This window comes from Sphingobacterium sp. HSC-15S19, from assembly GCF_050433745.1.
GTDB lineage: Bacteria > Bacteroidota > Bacteroidia > Sphingobacteriales > Sphingobacteriaceae > Sphingobacterium > Sphingobacterium siyangense.
Map to the genome: position 1 here is coordinate 1 of NZ_JBNPWQ010000013.1, position 19,883 is coordinate 19,883.

Here is a 19,883-nt window from a genome sequence, read left to right on the forward strand (position 1 = left end):
AAACCCAATAAATCCGGATAACGCTCGGATCCTCCGTATTACCGCGGCTGCTGGCACGGAGTTAGCCGATCCTTATTCTTCCAGTACATTCAGCTAGATACACGTATCTAGGTTTATTCCTGGACAAAAGCAGTTTACAACCCATAGGGCAGTCATCCTGCACGCGGCATGGCTGGTTCAGGCTTCCGCCCATTGACCAATATTCCTTACTGCTGCCTCCCGTAGGAGTCTGGTCCGTGTCTCAGTACCAGTGTGGGGGATTCTCCTCTCAGAGCCCCTAGACATCGTCGCCTTGGTAAGCCGTTACCCTACCAACTAGCTAATGTCACGCGAGCCCATCTCTATCCTATAAATATTTAATAACTAACCGATGCCGGTCAGATATGTTATGCGGTGTTAATCTCTCTTTCGAGAGGCTATCCCCCTGATAGAGGTAGGTTGCTCACGCGTTACGCACCCGTGCGCCACTCTCACCGTCTTCGAGCAAGCTCTCCGATGGATCCCGTCCGACTTGCATGTATTAGGCCTGCCGCTAGCGTTCATCCTGAGCCAGGATCAAACTCTCCATTGTAAAATGAAGTTTTTGATTCCAACTATTTACATAATCAGAATTCTTTTTTTATATCTCTGATCTTGGATCGAATTGAACGAATTACTTGAATTTGTTCATGACTTTCGTTTGTCTACTCGTCACGCTTACATGATTGTGTTTTCTTAAAGAACTTTTGTCGCTTCAACTTCCGTATCCGCTATATTCCGATAGGCATTGCGCCCCTCTTTATCGTTTTGTTTTTCCCTTCGTTTCCGTTGGGACTGCAAAGGTAGAAATCTTTTCTGAACTTCCAAAAACTTTTTGAAGTTTTTTTTCTTTTCCCTTTTTTCGATTTCCGCGTTTAAAATAAACTGAGCGGGATTTTAAATCCTGCCAGACTTCTCTTAAACCCTTCTTTTTTCAGGATTCCTTCTCTCGAAGTAACCGTCCCTCCCTTGCGGAGTGGTGCAAAGATAGGGAGATTACTAACAAACTTCCAAGCCTTTTGTTCTTATTTATTTCATTTTGTCCCTAACTGCCTGTAACGGTGCGAGATTCTTTTTGTAAAACAGGTGATCGGAAGGCTGGGATGGCTGATCCGGCCGGCAGATTGGGCCACATAGCGGCATCGAGCAACGAAAACATCCCGAATTGCACCTGCCGGATCTATCGCCCCACCGACGCAGCATAGCAAAGGGAGATCGGAAAACGCAAACATAGCCGAACAGAGAACAACAGAGATCCGCAACGTTTAATCCCATCGATATAATAGAAATAGGATGTAATGGGGAACCGCAACCGCAACGGAACAGCGGATGGCATGGCGACCTTAAGACTTCCCCGGGATTCTTTTTAGAATTTAAGCAAGGCTCCAGATCCTGTCATTTTGGTCCAGGGATTACTTATTGTAAACTTTGATCAACTTTTATTTTAGTATAGGGTTTAGTTAGGGTTAGTTTAGGTATAGCTTAGGTTATAGCTAAACTAACCCTAACTTAAAGCTAACTAAATACCAGTTAAAATCTAGCTTAAAGAGGAACTAAATAAAAGCGAATAAATATAATCAACAAATAAGATGGTGGCACGCTTCACCTCGGATTTGCCCCAGAGAAACAGAAAACAACAGCGATTTGAAGGAATATAACAGAGATAAGACGCTAAAAAGCCCTTTTAGTCTAGAACAAGAGCTAAATTAACATCCTACAAAACCAAAACTTGGTAAGAAAAGAGTAAGAGAGATCAAAAGAATCGGAAAACAGAAAAGAAACTGAAACCAGCTAAAGCTGATTCGCAAAAAGAAGGAAATTACTATTTCTCCTCCGCTTTAAAAACCCAAAAACGTTGAAGTGTATAGTTGAAGCCCAAAGAAACGAGCAGCTCAACGACTAGTTTCGAGAACAAAAAGTTTAAATGATAAACATCCACCAGAAAATGAATTCCTGTAGACTTCAATGTAATACTACCACAGACGACAATCACAAATTTCCATAGCTGACTCCCAACGGACTTTTGCGTACTACCAAAGGACCAGTATCGATTGATCAAAAAATTAACAACAGCACCAAGGCTACCACTAATAGCATTAGAAAAAGGAGCACTGATATGAAGTAGCTTATAACAAGCAGAGTATACTCCAAAATCAAACAATCCGCCTAAAAAGGCGGAAAGTTGAGCTTTTAAAAAAGTAATAACTTTTGAAGACATCGTTAAATAGCCTCCTCCTGCTGTTTTTTCAATTTATCCTCTTTATCTTTTTCATCGCCTAATTTAAGAAGTAGACGTGTATCATTTGTATTAATTATAAAAAGTGCAATACAGATTACCAGTACACACCAATTAATAGATCCAGGCATTAAAACTTCGAAGAGCATAACCAATGAAATAATCACCCGAATTTCAGTAGGCCCCAAAATTCCGGCGTCTATCGTATACTTATCTGTAATTCTATACCTGAGCTGAGAAATGATCATTGCCCAGCCATATAATGCGACCAATGTAAATCCCAGATACTTAAAGTCACCCACGGTATACAGCACATATCCCAATCCGATAAAAACCGTACTGATCCAATCCATTACAATATCCAGCGCGAAACCGTACCAGCGACGGGATTTATTGCGGTAGAATGCGATACGCCCATCTAATGAATCACCAAACCATTGTACAAAGAAACCAGGGATTCCTAAAAGTAAATAGCGAATATCAACATATTCAGCCAGTATAAAACTCCCCAATATCATTAAGGAACCTAAAAATCCAATTGCCGTAAGTCCATCCGAAGTAATCCAATTGGGGATTCGAGGAACAAGGTACGAAATAAGTTTTTGTTCGGGTTCACTTAAGATATTTGTTCTCTTTCTATCCTGAAAAAGTTTTTTATTTATTTTTAACTCACTCATTATCTGCGATTATAGCCATTTATTTTCCTTATACCAAGCCAATGCCTCCATTAAGCCTTTCTTCAAATCATATTTAGGTTGGTATTGTAGCTGACGTTGAGCCGCCGAGATATCACAGCCCCAGTTTTCAGCTGTAAGTTCATTCAGCCGTTCCGGATATAGTACAGGTATTGCTTTAGAATTTTTATACAAACGTTCAAAAATAACCGCGATAGTCTTCACTACACCCAAAGGAATATGCATACGAATCATTTTCTTTTGACTAAACTCTTTGAAAAACCTAGCCAACTCATAACGCCCATATACCTGTCCATCACTAAGGCTATACACCTGCTTTCCACCTTGGTCAAAACGACAGGCATGAATAATCGCCTGCACCAGGTCGGCAACATAAATAAAGCTAAGCTTTTGAGGAGAACGACCAACATAAGCATCCAGGCCTCCATTCATTGTTTTAAAAACAATAAAAATATCCTTTTCACGAGGGCCGTATACTGCAGTAGGGCGCAAAATCGTTAGTGGCTGATCTTTAAAATCATTCAACGCGAGCTCCGCTTTCCGCTTACTACGACCATATGCCGTAACAGGACGATAAGGGCTGCTTTCATCAATAAGTTGAGCATCATAGTCAACAGGACCGATCGCCGCAAGACTACTAACGAAAACAAATCTTTTGATGGGAGTTTTTAAAGAAAAACAAGCCGATGCCAAGTTTTTTGTATAACCAACATTGACCTTTTCGAGATCTTCTTCATGTTTGGCACGAGTCATTGCCGCAGCATGAACAACATAGGTATAGTTTTCCGCTTCCAGTAATTCTCGGATAGACTCTTCATCAGAGAAATCCGGATAAACAAATTTATCTACAACAGAGCGAATTTCTGAAACATCACTTGACTTCCTCACCGCGGCATGAACTTCCATCCCCGCGTCTTTCGCTGCTCTTGTCAAATGATAGCCTACAAAACCACTCGCTCCGGTGATTAATACTTTTTCTATCATAATGATTTTTGATACAAACGATAACGTTTGTACAATTCTCCATTCATTTGCTCAATAGCGTGGTTCATCATGTAATTATGCTCCAACATCCATGAACATTCGGCCCCCTTAATATTAGAATCTTTTGATTCTTTTATAATTCGGCCATACAAACATGCTTCAATACCAAGTTTACGGTAGTCTTCCAATACCCCTAACATGAGTACACGAAGCAAGTTGATTTTTTTCTTTCCAAATAACAATTTAAAAATACCCGTAGGAAGTAGACGTCCGCGCTTCACTTTGATAAGGATCTGATTGATATCTGGAATCCCTAGACCAAAGCCAACAAGCTCACCATCCTTCTCTGCAACGATAGCAAAACGAGGATCGAGAATCATTTTTAAATCTTTGGCCGTATAATTAAATTCGTCCTCTGTCATCGGAACAAAACCCGAATTTTTATCCCATGCTCTATTATAAATGTCACGAACTTTTGCTGCCTCGTTTTTAAAATCCTTCACATTGAATTGACGCAATGTAATGCCAGATCTTTTCAAACGCTCTTCCAGCCTATCCAAAAGCAATACAGAGCGTTTATCCGCAGACTTTTCCATAACCAAGTAAGCTCTCAAATCCACTTTATGTCCATAGCCTGAATTGGTAATCAAGTCGATGTAATAAGGTGAATTGTAGGGCATCATGGCCACCGGAGGCTTATCAAAACCGTCCACCAATAAACCAACGGTATCATTGGTCGATAAATTGATAGGCCCAACGATCGTATCCCCTCCTTTAGCTTTAACCCATTTTTCTGCAGTTTCAAATAACGCGTTTGCGACTTCTTGATCATCTATACAATCGAAAAAACCCCACTGTCCTTCATTCACATGATTAAAGGCATTATGGTTGTTGTTCCAGATGGCACATATACGACCAACAATCTTATCGTTACGATATGCTAGAAAAGGTTGTGCTTGGGAATGTTTATAAAAGGGATGCTTGTCAGGGGAAAGCAAATCGTTTTGTTCAAGAAATAAGGCAGGTACATAATTAGGATTTCCCTCATAGAGACTATGAGGGAAATCTATAAACAGCCGTCTTTGTTTCTTTGTTTCAACGGGTATAATCTGAATCATACGATTAGATTTTATATTAATGTTTCAACTTCAGCTTGTTTGAATACTTTAACCATCTTCTCAATAGCCTCGTCGATTTGGTCATAAGTATGTGTCGCCATCAATGAAAAACGGATCAAAGACTCTTCCGCAGGAACTGCCGGAGAAACAACTGGATTAACGAATACACCATCATCTTGGAGCATTTTAGTTACCCAGAACGTTTTTTCATTACTACGAATAAAGATTGGTAGAATAGGACTTTCCGTAGCACCTAAATCAAACCCATGATCCAGTAATTGTGCTTTGGCATAATCTGTATTTTTCCATAATTTTTCAATATGCTCGGGCTCATTTTGAATAATTTCCAAAGCTTTCAATGTTGAAGCCACCGAAGCGGGAGTCATTGAAGCACTGAACATCACAGAGCGCGCATTATGTTTTAAGAAATCAATCACATCTGCATCACCGGCCACAAATCCACCTAAAGAAGCTAACGATTTACTAAATGTACCCATAATCAAGTCTACATCATCATTAAGCCCAAAATGAGAAGCTGTACCAGCTCCTTTGTGCCCAATAACACCTAAACTGTGTGCGTCGTCAACCATTACGGCAGCATCAAACTCATTGGCAATCGATGTAAGCTCAGGCAAATTAACAATATCACCCTCCATACTAAAGATACCATCCGTACAAATTAACTTGGCACTATCCTCAGGTAGGCGTGATAACTTAGCACGTAAGTCCTCCATATTGTTATGACCGTATTTGATTACTTTGGAAAAAGACAAACGGCTACCATCAATAATTGACGCGTGGTCACGTTCATCCAACAAAATATAATCATTACGTCCCATTAGACATGACAAAGGGCCTAGATTTGATTGGAATCCTGTACTAAAAAGAATCGCGGCTTCTTTACCTACATAAGCAGATAATTTTTCTTCCAGTTCCACGTGAATATCCAACGTACCGTTTAAGAAACGAGATCCAGCACATCCAGTACCATACTTTTCCAAAGCATCTTGCGCTGCCTTTATAATACGTGTATCAGTCGTTAACCCTAAATAAGAGTTAGAACCAAACATCAATACACGTCTACCATCGATTTTTACTTCGGTATCTTGTTTTGATTGAATAGGTCTAAAATAGGCATATAAGCCCTTAGCTTTCAACTCCTCAACAATCTTAAATTGCGATATTTTTTCGCCTAACTTTCCTTTACTCATGCGATAAAAAGGTATTTCTAAAACTATTTCTAACTTTTAGATGTTATTGTAACAAACAAAATTATCGAATTGGACTTTTATATAAAAAACTCGGTCTCCGACTAAAAATCTGCTAATATGCACAATGCAAGTTGAAATTCTACGTTGTATATATTCACAATAATTCCAAAAAACGTTGCAAACATACGAAAACATAATCTGACTTTCGCTTAAATTTAGTCATATTTTTAACACATCGCCCAAAACCGTTAATTTTATTTTAATACTCCGCTAACATCTGCCCACACAATTCTACTTTAAAATAAGACAATTTTAATAATTATATTTGCGAACTTTAAATTATCCTATAATTAGTTACATTTAGGTTCATTGCAATAGCAATGGTATAGACTTACTAATATACAACAATATATGGCTTTATCTTCAGATATCAATATAAAAAATAAAAAAGCTTCTTTTGAATACCACTTACTGGACAAGTACATTGCAGGAATTCGATTATTGGGTACAGAAATAAAATCCATACGCGAAGGAAAGGCAAATATTAACGATAGTTTCTGTAGTTTTTTTGAGGACGGATTATATATCCGAAACATGCACATCGCTGAATACTCCATGGGATCTTTTTATAACCATGAAGCAAAACGCGACCGTCAACTACTATTGACAAAAAGAGAATTAAAAAAGCTAAAAGAGAAGGGGGAAGAACGTGGTTTTACCATTGTACCCCTACGCATCTTTATCAGTTCCCGGGGGTTTGCCAAAGTTGAAATTGCCTTGGCACAGGGTAAAAAAGATTTTGACAAACGAGAAAACATCAAAGAAAGAGATGTTAAACGAGAGCTTGATCGCGTGATGAAATTCTAGATTAACGCGCCAGGACAAATGCGCCTGGCGTCATTCCTACCCTGCTTTTAAAAAGCCTGACAAAGTAGTTGACATCATTAAATCCAGCCCCATAGCAAGACTCCTTTACATTCCGGGTGAGTAAAAGCATTTTTTTTGCCTTCTCGATACGCTGTTGGATCACATACTCCATCGGACTAAGTCCAAGTTCACGGTTAAACATCCGCGTAAGACTCGCTTTGCTCATGTGGGCAGTCCGCTCCAATAAACCAATTGAAATTTTCTCGGTAATATGTTTCTGAATAAATTCCTGCACATGTAACAGCACCTTGTTGGGCGACTTCCCAATTTTTAATGCAATCAGCGACTGTGACTGAAGTAGCCGAATCGTAAGCTCTTTAAAAGTCAAATCTGCAAGTACATCTTTCAACGGATTTTCGCTAATAATAATTTGAAACAACTTGTTCACCAGGTCGGCGAGCTCAGTCGAATTGTACAGATGAAAAAAATCCGGATCAATCCGCCACTGACTAAATTGTTCTTTCGGATAAAACTCATTTAGATAGTCCAAGACTGCTGCTATCTTCTCTTTATGAATTGTTAAAGCGGTACACTGCGTGGGCTGGTCGAGGCTCGCTTCCGGAAAGTCAATATGCATAGCCACCGATGCAGGCAACACCATCATCTGACCGGGCAGATAGTCAAAAGCCTTTACATTCTCCAAATGCATGATCTTTTTACCTTGGATCATGTTAATCATAACCAAATCCTCAAAACATAAAGGCACATGCTGCGATACCCGATATGTTTCGTAGATATTAAGCTCCAAGCTATCTAACGTAAATGCGCGTCGGTTCTCCACTAATGTGCTAAGCTCCCCAGCCCGCGAAAATGGCAATGTATGAATCAGCGTCCTATCTCCCATAGTGCAACAATTAAATATAATTGGCAGTCAATCAAATATAATAAAAAAAATAAATTGTAGCCGAAATTCATCTGCCACAATTGTGCTATGTTTTGGATCAATTCTGCTACGCTATTGAATAATTGCTGGCTAACTTTGATAAGAAGGGATTAAAAATAATTAATAATAAACCATATGAGCGCAATCAAAAGACCATCGTTCAAAGAACGATATGACAACTACATTGGTGGTAAATTTGTCGCACCAATTCAAGGAAAATACTTCGATAATATCTCGCCGGTAGACGGAAAAGTGTTTACTCAAGTTGCCCATTCAACAAAAGAAGATCTGGATCTCGCTGTCAACACTGCAGCCAAAGCTTTTGAAACCTGGGGAAAAACCTCCGCTACAGAACGAAGTATTATCCTCAATAAAATTGCTGACCGCATTGAAGCTAATTTAGCATATATCGCAGCCGTTGAAACAATAGACAACGGAAAAGCTGTACGTGAAACACTCAATGCGGATATCCCATTAGCCATCGACCATTTCCGGTATTTTGCCGGTGTAATCCGTGCTGAAGAGGGGTCCATAAGCGAACTGGACAGCAATACGGTGTCGCTGATTGTACACGAACCAATCGGTGTTGTTGCACAGATTATTCCATGGAATTTCCCGATTCTGATGGCCGTATGGAAACTAGCTCCGGCCCTTGCTGCAGGGAACACTGTCGTATTAAAGCCCGCTGAAAGTACACCAGCATCTATTCTTGTTCTTATGGAAATCATCGGTGATTTGATTCCTGCCGGAGTGGTCAATATCGTCAACGGTTTCGGCGCAGAACTTGGTCGTTCCTTGGTCACCAATCCTAAGGTCTCCAAAGCAGCATTCACAGGCTCCACAGCAACAGGACGTTTGGTCATGCAATATGCGACTGAAAATATCATCCCGGTAACCCTAGAATTGGGGGGAAAATCGCCCAATATTTTCTTCAGTTCGGTAATGGATGCAGATGATGCATTTTTGGACAAAGCAGTTGAAGGGGCGGTATTATTCGCGCTCAACCAGGGCGAAATTTGCACCTGCCCCTCTCGTCTACTGATCCAGGAGGATATTTATGAAAAATTCATTGCTAAAGTGATCGATCGGGTTAATCAGATCAAAGTCGGGGATCCATTAGACCCAACAACAATGATGGGTGCTCAGGCATCGAAGATTCAAAAAGATAAGATCATGTCCTATATTAAACTTGGCAAAGAAGAAGGAGCCGAAGTATTGACTGGCGGAGATGAAAACAATGTTGGTGCTGGTTTTGAAGAAGGCTACTACATCAAACCCACCCTATTCAAAGGTGATAATAGCATGCGCATTTTCCAGGAAGAAATCTTCGGCCCCGTGCTTGCAGTGACCACGTTCAAAGACGAACAAGAAGCAATTGCCATCGCCAACGATACCATGTATGGTCTCGGAGCAGGTGTATGGACCCGAGATGCACATCAGCTTTATCAGGTTCCACGTGCCATACAAGCTGGACGTGTATGGGTAAATCAGTACCACTCCTACCCAGCTGGCGCTCCATTTGGCGGATACAAACAATCAGGAATTGGACGGGAAAACCATAAAATGATGCTTGCCCATTACAGACAAGCCAAGAATATGTTGATTTCCTACAGCAAAGAAAAACTTGGCTTCTTTTAACTGAAGCATACCGGGTATACTTTTCGAACAGCTTGATACCCGAGTCTAGGGGGAGCAAATGCTGCCCCTTCCGCTGAATTTCATATGAACCAACGCTAAAACACATAAACTGATTTCACCATGATTAATAGATTAGACATCACTGAAAAAGCAAGGGAGCTCATCCATGAACTTGAAGCAAAGCATGGTAAATTAATGTTTTATCAAGCCGGAGGCTGTTGCGAGGGTACGCAGCCACAGTGTTTTGAGGAAGGAGGGTATTTTCCGAGGACGAATGATGCCATGATCGGATTAGCTGAAGGATATGAATTTTGGGTGGATCGTGATCTCTTTGAATATTGGAAACATGCGCATTTCACCCTCGATGTACTGGATGGGTTTGGTCCCGGAGGATTCTCATTGGAAACGCCACTGGGTAAAACTTTCAAAGTTCATTATCGCCTATTTACAACCGAAGAGCTTAATGACCTCGGCCCAATCAAACGAAACGAATAAAAAAAGCATAAAACACCATAGAATCACAACGTTGTAGAGATGACCTATAAAATTCTGGATCACTCTCTCAAAGAAAAAAGGGGCGCAGATGCGTCCCTTTTTCGATGTTATAATTTTAAAAAATTCTCTCCTGAGTTTCCGCATTCGGAATGCTAAAATTTTATTCAATATCCAAGCCTTCAAGGACTGGAATTGGCTGTTTGTTTTCATCTAGGGCAACAAATGTAAAAACACCCTCAATGGCCAGTTCTCTTCCCTCCTTGTACATATGTTCCAAAAATATCTCGACCTTCACCTTCAAGCTGGTCCGGCCTACATTCTGAACCCTTGCGATAGCTTCAATAATACTTCCGGAAGGAATTGCCCTATTGAAGTCTATACGATCTGTCGATACAGTCACCAACGTTTTGCGGCAAAATCGTGTTGCAGCCATAAACGATACTTCGTCCATAATGGACATCGCCTTGCCGCCGAATAAGGTATCGTGATGATTCGTCAAAAACGGAAACACGGTCGTGCAGACGTGTGTTTCTGATAAATCAATACGTTCTTGTAAAGTCATTTATTTTTTTATTAAGTGGATTTAAGAGGAGACAAATGTAAACCAATCTAGCTCCAGTTCCGTCATTTTTATTCCATATTTTCGTCGATATCCACTCCTATACCTTTCAATAAAAGCGAAGCATTGAATATTTTACATTCTCCTATCTTCAGCTTATAATCAAACAGCATCTGACCCTCGTCGACACGAATGTCAAAATGATAATTTTTGATATCTCCCGGAAATTCCTCTTGTAAACTGGACAGCTGTAAGTCATGTGTAGCCACCATACCTTTACCATCCAATCGAACCAGTTTCTTTATAATTGCACGGGAGCCCAGATATTTGTCGACAGAATTTGTCCCACGAAGCATCTCATCGATTAGAAAAAAACTATCGCTATGTGCTGAAACTGTATCCAATATAAATTTCATCCGATTCAATTCAGCTTTAAAGGTCGACGTACTTTCATTCAAATTATCCTTGATTCGCATATAGGATATCAGTTTATAAATCGGGAGCTGAAAAGAAGCTGCAGCAACCGCAGCTCCGGCATATGCCAAAATTGCATTAATACCTACTGTCCGCAGAAACGTACTCTTTCCAGCCATATTTGAACCTGTCACCAAAGCAACTCGATGGTCTATACTACTGTAATCATTGGCTACAACCTGATTGCTTGGAATCAATGGATGATATACCCCTTGCGCATCAATCTTATTTTCCAGTGGGTTATCCAAAATTACTGGATAAATGTACGACGAATGGTTTCTCATCCAAATAGCAAGGCTAGTTACAGCCTCAACCTTAGCTAAGGTATCAAATGAATTTAGAATCTCGTGTTCGTATTTATTCTTCCAGTCAACAATAGCCAATACTTGTCTAAAATCCCAAAGCAGAAACAAGTTTAGAAATATCCCGACAAAGACATTATTCCGGGCGTCCAAATTATTAATAAGACCAGCGAGTTTCTTAAAGGCAAGGGAAATGGATTCTGTACCCTGGTTTTGTTTAAGCTCTCCCGCAATCTCCCGCATAGCAATAGACTTCCATGCGTGGTCTTCAATAGATTGAATCGCCTCTGCGTATGAGCCCAGCACGCCACCTATCTTGTCTATTCGAGAGGAGAATATACTAACACTTCCAGCTTTGGCTAATGCCCAAAGAATATGAAATAGCCCTATCAATGTTGCCACCCCAGCCAATTTTGGCACGAAAAAACTGCCGACTAAAGCGACCAAAAATAAAACAGGCCCTACTTTGAGATAGACTCGCATGAAGGCATTTCCGAACTGAAAATTTCGGTCTTGAAAGTAATTTGTCAAAAATGCTTTGATATCCAATTTATGGTTCAGATTGGCCAAAAGCTTTGCCTGAAAATCCCATATCCATTCCGATTCATTTTCAAGTTCCTGGGAAGCTTCTTGATTGCGTTGAATTTGATGGCTTTGGAGAGGTGCATCAAGCCAAGAAGCCAAAAGATCAATTCCCTGTTTGGTCGTTGCCCGATTTATCTGTGCAAATAAGGAGTATGTTCCAAAGACATCCATATCGGAGCTATAAGGATGAGCTCCGTTTTCGAAATGCTGGCCATGATCATACATATTTAATTTTCCGTCCGCCAGGGCCTGTTCATTTGCCAAAACTTTCAGATAGGCTTCAAAATAGTTCTTCTGAAGCTCTAGCTGGCTCTGCTTCCGCACGAGATAGGCGAATAGGAACAATAATGCAAAAAAACAGAAAAAAACCAGCGGAAGGCTTTCCAGTTGAAAGGTATAAAATAATAATGCTCCGCCACCGAGTATCACAAATAGCCGCGACAAGCTGAGCGTGTTGACTTGTTTATTTAATTTGAGGACAGTTGAAGCGATTTCGCGATGCTTCTGGTCATATAGTATTGCAGTTGGAGTCATAAGGTGAATATTTATTCTTTCACGTTCATTTCAATTTAATCATGGATGTTTTGGTGTCGCTTAAAGACCTTGAGGGAAGTCGTTTAAGCTGGTTGAATGGATATCCTACCAGGCTTGATCACCCACCAAAGGCACAAAACGAAAAGTATCCAATTCGATACGGTCAAAATCATTTTCACCGACGCGAATGATCGTCATCATCTTTTGCGATTTTTCGTCTCCTACAGGGATTACAAAAATTCCGCCCATTTTCAGCTGCTTTAACATAACCTCTGGCACGAATGGCGCACCCGCAGTTACAATAATCTTGTCATAAGGAGCGTGCTCTTCAATTCCCTTGGAGCCATCGCCCAAAAAGAAATTCGGTTTATAGCCCATGTACGGCAACACTTGAATGGTTCGTTGATATAGGTTTTCCTGACGTTCGATGGTATATACGTCTGCGCCAAGTTCCAATAAGATACAGGTTTGGTATCCCGATCCCGTACCAATTTCCAGTACTTTATCTCCTTTTTTGACGTGGAGCAGTTCGGATTGATAGGCGACGGTATACGGCTGTGAAATTGTTTGCCCGTCACCTATTGGAAAAGCAATGTCCCGATAGGCCTGATTCCAGAATGTTTCATCAAAAAAATAGTGACGTGGTACCTTGCCAATGGCATCTAATACTTTCTGGTCCGCAATCCCCCGGCTTTTAAGATGTTCAACCAATTTCTTACGAGCACCTTTCTCTCGATAATTATCAATAAACTTGTACGCCATGATGTTTCAAATTTACCTTTTAAAAGGCACATTAAGCAGAATTAATCACAAATAATTCAATACCAATACAGTACACATTTTCAAGTCAATTTGCTTTATTTTCCAAATCACCTGTCCTTATGCCCAATCTACGCTGACCTCTTGAATTTGGGACCGAACAAAACGATAAGCGCATGTGGTTTAACTTTACCTAAAACGCAAGTCTTTAAAAGCTATATGGGTAATAATTGTCGCTAATATGGATCTACATCGACCTGAACGCGTACACCAGCATTGGTTTTATCTATTTCAAAATCCAGGAGAACCGAGCGGATCAATTCCTTGACCTTCGCAATACTAATATTTGTGCGTTCAATCTTTAAGGTAATGGTCTGGATAAAATTATTCCGCACGCGTGAAACTAAAGGCGGTTCCGGACCCAATACCCTTGCACCCAATTGTTGACGCAGCGCCGAGGCAAAACGATTGGCCGAATCATAGCATTTCTGAAAATCCGTATGTTTAATATCAATCCGAATAAGCCGGTAGAAAGGAGGATAAAGATAGTTTTTTCGTTCTGTAATTTCCGTCATAAACATCCCTTCATAATCGTTATTGACCACCTGTTCTAACACCCGATGATTCGTGGTGTAGCTCTGAATGATCACTTTTCCGCCTGCTTCACGCCGACCTGCACGTCCTGCTACCTGGGAAAATAACGAAAAAGATCGTTCATACGAACGGAAATCCGGAAAGTTAATGATCGTATCTGCATTGACAACACCGATGAGGCTTACTCTTCCGAAATCGAGCCCCTTAGCAACCATTTGCGTCCCAATAAGAACATCAAATTCATGCTCATCAAAAGCCGTGATAATTTTATCGAAACCGTATTTACCTTTTGTGGAATCCAGATCCAACCGACCGATGCGAATTTCGGGCATCAGGATTTCAAGTTCTTCCTCTATCCTTTCTGTACCGAATCCTTTACTTTCGATATGCGGCATTCCACAGGCCGGACAAACACGAAGTGGAGGCTCCACATGACCACAATAATGGCAATGCATCATATTAGAGCTCTTGTGATAGGTTAAGCTGACATCACAATTGACACATTTTGCAACGAATCCACAGGTATTACATTGGATCATTGTCGTGTGCCCACGTCTATTTTGAAATAATATAACCTGCTCTTTATTTTTTACGGCTTCTTCAATTGCTTTTAACAAGGTGCCAGAAAAATAGGAAAACATATTTTCTTTTCTTCCCTCTTCGGGAATATTCACCAACTCAATACTTGGCAATTGTGCGTTGCCATAACGCTCAAGCAGTTGCACAAAACCATACTTCTTAGCCTTGGCATTGTAATAACTTTCCAAAGAAGGCGTCGCTGATCCCAATAGCACTTTGGTCTGATGTAGAAACCCGAGGTAAATAGCCGTATCTCGGGCATGGTAACGTGGAGCTGGATCAAACTGTTTATAGGAGCTTTCGTGCTCTTCATCAACGATGATAATCCCTAAATCCTGAAAGGGCAGAAAAACTGAAGAACGGGCCCCAATCACGACCTGAAATTCATTTTTCATTACTTTATGCCATACCTCGGCACGTTCATTATCATTAAACTTGGAGTGGTACACCCCCAATTTATCGCCGAAATGCAGCTTTAAGCGCGCCGTAATCTGTGCTGTCAGCGCTATCTCAGGCAGTAGATAAAGGGCTGATTTTCCCGCTGCGATTGCTTGTTCGATAAGCCGTATATAAATCTGTGTTTTTCCCGAAGCAGTAACACCATGTAACAGGGTAACTTCCTTCTCTTCAAACGACTCTTGTATTTCGGCATAGGCCCTTTGCTGATTTTCATTAAATTGAAAATTGGCATCCAGTTCGATATCTTCCCCCTGGAACCGGGATACAACCTTTTCCTTTATTTCAAAAACACCTTTGTCAATCAAAGCCGTAATAGCACCGTTACCACAGCCCGAGGCCTCAGCCAACATGGGCCGCGTGATTTCCTCGGTTTTTTTGACCAGCTGCATAAATGCCAATACCGCATCTTGTTGTTTTGGCGCACGGTTTAAGCTATCCAACAATTCTCTTTTTGCATCTTCATTTCTAAAGTCGGGAGCAAAACGTAAAAATGCTTTGGTCTTGGGTTTATATCTTTCTGTAATCTCTTCAGAAATCAAAACAATTCCTTTGTCAAATAATTGCTTCAATATGGGGAAGACTGTTTTTTGTCCCAACAATTTCACAATATCATTGACTTTAAGTTCTCCCGCAACCTCCAAAGCCTCTATAATCAGATACTCTTTATCTGAAAGTGTAGAACGGTCAAAATCTGCCGCAATCGATGAAACGACTTTGGTCTCACTGGCCAGCTTCAATGCCGAAGGCAGCGCAGCTTGCATGACTTCGCCTAAACTACACATGTAATAATCGGCTAGCCAATCCCAAAGTTTAAACTGAGCCAAATTGACAATGGGTTTGTCATCAATGATGTCCAAAATATACTTTGCCTCATAATGCTTTGGTGCTTCCTGACTAATTGACTTCACAACCGCAGAATAGATCTTATTCTTTCCAAATTGCACAATGACACGTACACCGACCTGCACACGATCATTCCAGTCAATCGGAATACGATAAGTATATGTTCTTGCCAATGCTAGTGGTAGGACCACATCAACAAACAGCGTATCTCTTTCACTAAAAATCGTAGATTGTGGATTGGACATAAATTCAAATTATGGTATAAAAGTACAAAAAAACCTTCAGGAAAAGAGGTCAAACGACCCCGGCGATACCTAAAACCGACAACAATCATGCGGGCTCAAAGCGATATCGGCGTGAAAAAACCAAGAGATCATAGGTCAGTCAATTGCAACCTAAAAAAGCCTTCCTGAAATCTATTCAAGAAGGCTCCGTTATAATTAGATACGAATATGATTTCGTATGAACATAGGCAATTAAATAGGATTACGATTTATTTTTTAGTGCAGCAATAAATAATGCAACCCAGCCAACGATTAACGATAATCCTCCCAAAGGGGTGATAGGTCCTAAAATAGACGGATTTCCAAAGCCGGTTATTTCGCGCACGCTTAAGACATATAACGATCCCGAGAAAAAAAGTATACCAATGAGGAAAGCTATAAATGACACTTTAATGGAGTACGTCTTTGCTCTCGAAAAAGTGGATAAAAATAACAGGGCGAAGGTATGATAGAAATGATACTGATTTGCAGTTTTCCAAGTTTCAATATGATATGTACTTACCTTTCCTTCTAGACCATGAGCACCAAAGGCGCCTAATATTACAGCTAATGCTCCCAACAACGAAGCGGCTAAAATGATTTTCTTATTCATTATGTTAAAGTGAATGCTGAAAATGAGTTTCTAGCGATAAATGTATTAAAAACAGAGCAAAATAAGGAATTTTTTGTTAAATTTATATTACAAAGGCGCATTATAGGAACGATTTTCTATCTCTTCCCATATATTTTTATTAGGTTTGTTTTACGTATGAATCATCATGAGCATCGTGCAGCTCACCGAAATCTTGAACGAGGTGCAAGATTTGTATATCCTTGATAAACATCTGCCGCATGATGGCTTCATCACCATTAAAAAAACAAGTTTAGTGTACTTATTCTGCTGACAAGAAAATGAGTACCTCATAAATAGTTGTTCTGCTAAAACTGGATTTTTAATCGCATCGACCAGCGTGGTACTGACGATTTATTCGAGTTCTTATCAGGCATTGAAAAAAATAAAAAGGATGAAAAAAACAATCATCATCACTGTTATATTATTCATCGCGGTCATCGCGGCCACGATCTATCTTTTTGGAGACTTCAATAAAAACAATAAACAAGATTCTAAAGCTTTACAATATCTTCCTGAAAGTACATTAGCTATTGCCTCCTTTGCCAATGATCAGACTGTAGATACGATCTTCAATGACTATGAGCTCTTTAAAGCCATTATAGGTCAACGCAATTTCGGCAACCTGGAGCGTCTTAAAGACGAATTATTACGTAATGAACAGTTTGCACCTCTTGTAGCGGGGCAGCAAATATTACTCTCTTTTCACCAGGAAAAAGATCAGATTACGCCATTATATAGCGTTCAGGTTGGTCAAAGCATTGATAATAACTCGCTGGCAACATTACTTGGAAACGTCGGTAAAAACTACAAAATACAACCTTTTGACACCTTAGGCCAACGATTTTATGGGCTTAATCAAGGCACTAAGGATAGTACACTTTATTGTGCCTATTCTCACGAAATCATTTTCGCTAGCTATTCCAAACAGGTACTCTCCCAGATTTTTGATAAACAGGTTAAGAAAATAAGTACCAAACAAATCGAGTTCTTTGTAAACCATAACAATAAAAACACGCCACTTAGTCTCTATTTTTTCAATGAACAATTGGCGCAAATTGCTCGAATATTGATGAAATCCAAATTTGGCACTTATCTCAACTTAATCGATTCGCTGAAGGGCCAAACGTCCTGGAATATGAATTTCAAAAAGGATGCTTTTATTTTTAAGGGTGAAACAGATCTCTCGGCGAGCAAAAATAGTTACCTACAATTATTTGCCACGCAGACGGCTCAAGTGCAAGCTCTAGGGAATTATCTGCCTAAAAATGCTGCATCTTATATAGACTTTAGTATTTCAGATCCCCATAGTTTTCGCAGTGGACTGAAAGCCTTGTTGGTACAGCAAAAAGAAGATGCTCGATTGGCTAAAAGTATAAAGAACTTTGAAGAAGACAGCAAAGTATCATTTGACAGTATCATCGCGCCAATTTTCAACGATGAATTTGCGCTTGCGGAATTAGATAATCAGGATGCAATAGGTTTGATCAGTATTTCGGATTCAACGCTATTTGCTGATAATCTCAAGAAATTCAGTTCGTCTGTAGGTGATTCAATCTATCAATTTAAATATTCGAATCTCTTACATGCGCTATTTGGAGAACCTTTCAAAAGCTTTACCCGCCCCTATTTTACCATTGTAGATAACATTATGGTGGTCGCTACACGGACGGGTATCTTGAGAGATTATCGGGAATCTTTCCGGGAAAAGCAATTTCTTTCCGGAACGGCTATTTTCAAAAATCATGCAGCATTGCAGAATAGCCGCAGCAATGTGACTTTCTATTTAGAACCTAAAGCTGGTAAAAGCAATATTCTAGATAACTTAAAAGCTGACTTTGCAAAGAACTTTAAAGATGAGGATGAATATGGCTTTCAAAATTTCTACTCCTGGTCTTACCAGTTGAGTGGCAATCAGGGCACATTTTCGTCCAGTTTATATGCCCTCTTTAAGAGTGATACGAGATTAGGCGGCAAACCAGAATGGACAGTCCAGCTGGAGAACCGAATGATCAATAAACCTTGGATTTTCGATCAAGATGGGAAGAACAAGTTTATCCTGATTCAAGAACAAGATCACACGGTACATGCATTTTCGCCGGATGGAAAAGAACTTTGGCAAAACCTCTTCCAAGGTGAAATTTTGGGCGAGCCAATTCAGTTACAGGATCTCAGTATTGTCGCCGTCACAAAAAACCGCTTGTATCGCTTTATGCCCGATGGTAAAAACAGAACTGGCTTCTCCGTTGAACTTCCATACTCGGCAACTTACGGAGCTGCAATCGCCACCTTCAATAAAGAACAACGTATTTACATTCCGGCAACAGACCGCATTCTTGCGTATACCCTGGATGGCAAAAAAGTGGAGGGCTTTGAAAATAATAGCGTGGATGGTCGAATTTTATTCGATCTAAAAACAACCAGCCTGGGACAGACAAATTATATTATTGCCGGCACAAGCACTGCTTCCGTGTATTTCTTTGATCAAAATGGTAAGATCATCCGTAAAAAAACAATGGATACCGATGGGGAAAGTGTTAAAAATCCAATTGGTTTAGTTGCGGCGTCGGATGAAAAGAACTCCTTCATTTACTTGGCAAACAATAAAGGCAGCGTATTCAAAATTCCTTTCGAAGGCGAGGCCAAAAAAATAAAACTGGGTGATTGGGGTAAAGATGCGTTCTTTAATTTTGAAGATATTAGCGGTGGTGCTGACAGAGATTTTGTTATTCTAGCCAACAACAAACTGAATGCCTACAGTTCAAGAGACTCGTCTTCCTACTTTGAATATAAATTCATCGAAGAGGCCAGTAACAGACCGTTGTTTTTTAAACGAATAGGTAAATCTGATATCATAGGTGTTGGAACCGACAACCGCATGATTTATGTTTTCGGATCTGATGGCTTGGTCCAGGAGGGATTCCCTGTAGAAGGTTTTTCAAAGTTCTATTATGGACCGATTAACTATGGCGACAATGCCAATTATTTAATCTGCATGAAGCGGGATTTCAAGATCTATGTATATAAGTTTTAAGAACCTGAAAATCAATTTTTTAAAATCAACACCAAACGCTATAAGATGCTAAAAGATCTTTA

Annotated in this window: 15 protein-coding genes and 1 rRNA gene; 4 read left to right on the forward strand and 12 right to left on the reverse strand. The window is 40.1% G+C overall.

Annotated elements, in window-relative coordinates:
* From L1283_RS12175 to spt, 6 genes are all read right to left on the reverse strand, one after another.
* Nucleotides 1–571 (reverse strand): 16S ribosomal RNA (locus L1283_RS12175); the annotation flags it as partial.
* Between the two features lie 1,269 nt (nucleotides 572–1,840).
* Nucleotides 1,841–2,236: a GtrA family protein gene (locus L1283_RS12180; RefSeq protein ID WP_075994197.1), complete on the reverse strand. Its 396-nt coding sequence runs from the start codon at nucleotides 2,234–2,236 to the stop codon at nucleotides 1,841–1,843.
* A gap of 2 nt (nucleotides 2,237–2,238) precedes the next feature.
* On the reverse strand, nucleotides 2,239–2,931 hold the full coding sequence (locus L1283_RS12185) for a CDP-alcohol phosphatidyltransferase family protein (RefSeq protein ID WP_075994198.1): 693 nt from the start codon (nucleotides 2,929–2,931) through the stop codon (nucleotides 2,239–2,241).
* A 9-nt stretch (nucleotides 2,932–2,940) separates the two neighbouring features.
* Complete coding sequence (locus L1283_RS12190; RefSeq protein WP_088162961.1) at nucleotides 2,941–3,933, reverse strand: NAD-dependent epimerase/dehydratase family protein; 993 nt, start codon at nucleotides 3,931–3,933, stop codon at nucleotides 2,941–2,943.
* Nucleotides 3,930–5,051, reverse strand: coding sequence for a hypothetical protein (locus L1283_RS12195; RefSeq protein ID WP_070561222.1), 1,122 nt, complete (start codon nucleotides 5,049–5,051; stop codon nucleotides 3,930–3,932). The genes L1283_RS12190 and L1283_RS12195 overlap by 4 nt, the downstream gene beginning before the upstream one ends.
* 11 nt (nucleotides 5,052–5,062) lie before the next feature.
* Entirely contained in the window at nucleotides 5,063–6,262 is a 1,200-nt protein-coding gene (spt, locus tag L1283_RS12200; protein ID WP_046672730.1) for a serine palmitoyltransferase, read from the reverse strand.
* Nucleotides 6,263–6,673: 411 nt separating this feature from the next.
* Between spt and smpB the strand changes: the two genes are divergently transcribed.
* The gene (gene smpB, locus L1283_RS12205; protein ID WP_075994200.1) at nucleotides 6,674–7,129 is read left to right on the forward strand and encodes an SsrA-binding protein SmpB; all 456 of its coding nucleotides are present in this window, start codon (nucleotides 6,674–6,676) and stop codon (nucleotides 7,127–7,129) included.
* A gap of 1 nt (nucleotide 7,130) precedes the next feature.
* Here smpB and L1283_RS12210 read toward each other — a convergent pair whose 3' ends face one another.
* Complete coding sequence (locus tag L1283_RS12210) at nucleotides 7,131–8,033, reverse strand: AraC family transcriptional regulator (RefSeq protein ID WP_145329440.1); 903 nt, start codon at nucleotides 8,031–8,033, stop codon at nucleotides 7,131–7,133.
* Between the two features lie 174 nt (nucleotides 8,034–8,207).
* On the opposite strand from L1283_RS12210, the gene L1283_RS12215 reads away from it, so the two are divergent.
* On the forward strand, nucleotides 8,208–9,710 hold the full coding sequence (locus L1283_RS12215; RefSeq protein WP_088162964.1) for an aldehyde dehydrogenase family protein: 1,503 nt from the start codon (nucleotides 8,208–8,210) through the stop codon (nucleotides 9,708–9,710).
* Nucleotides 9,711–9,830: 120 nt separating this feature from the next.
* Nucleotides 9,831–10,205 carry a DUF779 domain-containing protein gene (locus tag L1283_RS12220; protein WP_088162965.1) on the forward strand — a complete coding sequence of 125 codons (375 nt, stop codon included), beginning with the start codon at nucleotides 9,831–9,833 and terminating at the stop codon, nucleotides 10,203–10,205.
* Between the two features lie 160 nt (nucleotides 10,206–10,365).
* Here L1283_RS12220 and L1283_RS12225 read toward each other — a convergent pair whose 3' ends face one another.
* From L1283_RS12225 to L1283_RS12245, 5 genes are all read right to left on the reverse strand, one after another.
* Nucleotides 10,366–10,767 carry an acyl-CoA thioesterase gene (locus L1283_RS12225; protein WP_088162966.1) on the reverse strand — a complete coding sequence of 134 codons (402 nt, stop codon included), beginning with the start codon at nucleotides 10,765–10,767 and terminating at the stop codon, nucleotides 10,366–10,368.
* Between the two features lie 68 nt (nucleotides 10,768–10,835).
* Nucleotides 10,836–12,659, reverse strand: a complete 1,824-nt coding sequence (locus L1283_RS12230; RefSeq protein ID WP_145329437.1) for a MutS-related protein — start codon at nucleotides 12,657–12,659, stop codon at nucleotides 10,836–10,838.
* A 105-nt stretch (nucleotides 12,660–12,764) separates the two neighbouring features.
* Nucleotides 12,765–13,421, reverse strand: coding sequence for a protein-L-isoaspartate(D-aspartate) O-methyltransferase (locus tag L1283_RS12235; RefSeq protein ID WP_075994205.1), 657 nt, complete (start codon nucleotides 13,419–13,421; stop codon nucleotides 12,765–12,767).
* A gap of 233 nt (nucleotides 13,422–13,654) precedes the next feature.
* Nucleotides 13,655–16,138 (reverse strand): replication restart helicase PriA, encoded by a 2,484-nt coding sequence (gene priA / locus L1283_RS12240; RefSeq protein ID WP_088162968.1) that lies wholly within the window; start codon nucleotides 16,136–16,138, stop codon nucleotides 13,655–13,657.
* A gap of 241 nt (nucleotides 16,139–16,379) precedes the next feature.
* A complete protein-coding gene (locus tag L1283_RS12245; RefSeq protein WP_046672738.1) occupies nucleotides 16,380–16,769 on the reverse strand; it encodes a DUF423 domain-containing protein in 390 nt (129 codons plus the stop codon).
* 412 nt (nucleotides 16,770–17,181) lie between these two features.
* Between L1283_RS12245 and L1283_RS12250 the strand changes: the two genes are divergently transcribed.
* Nucleotides 17,182–19,821 (forward strand): hypothetical protein, encoded by a 2,640-nt coding sequence (locus L1283_RS12250; RefSeq protein WP_157698579.1) that lies wholly within the window; start codon nucleotides 17,182–17,184, stop codon nucleotides 19,819–19,821.
* The last annotated feature ends 62 nt before the right edge of the window (nucleotides 19,822–19,883 follow it).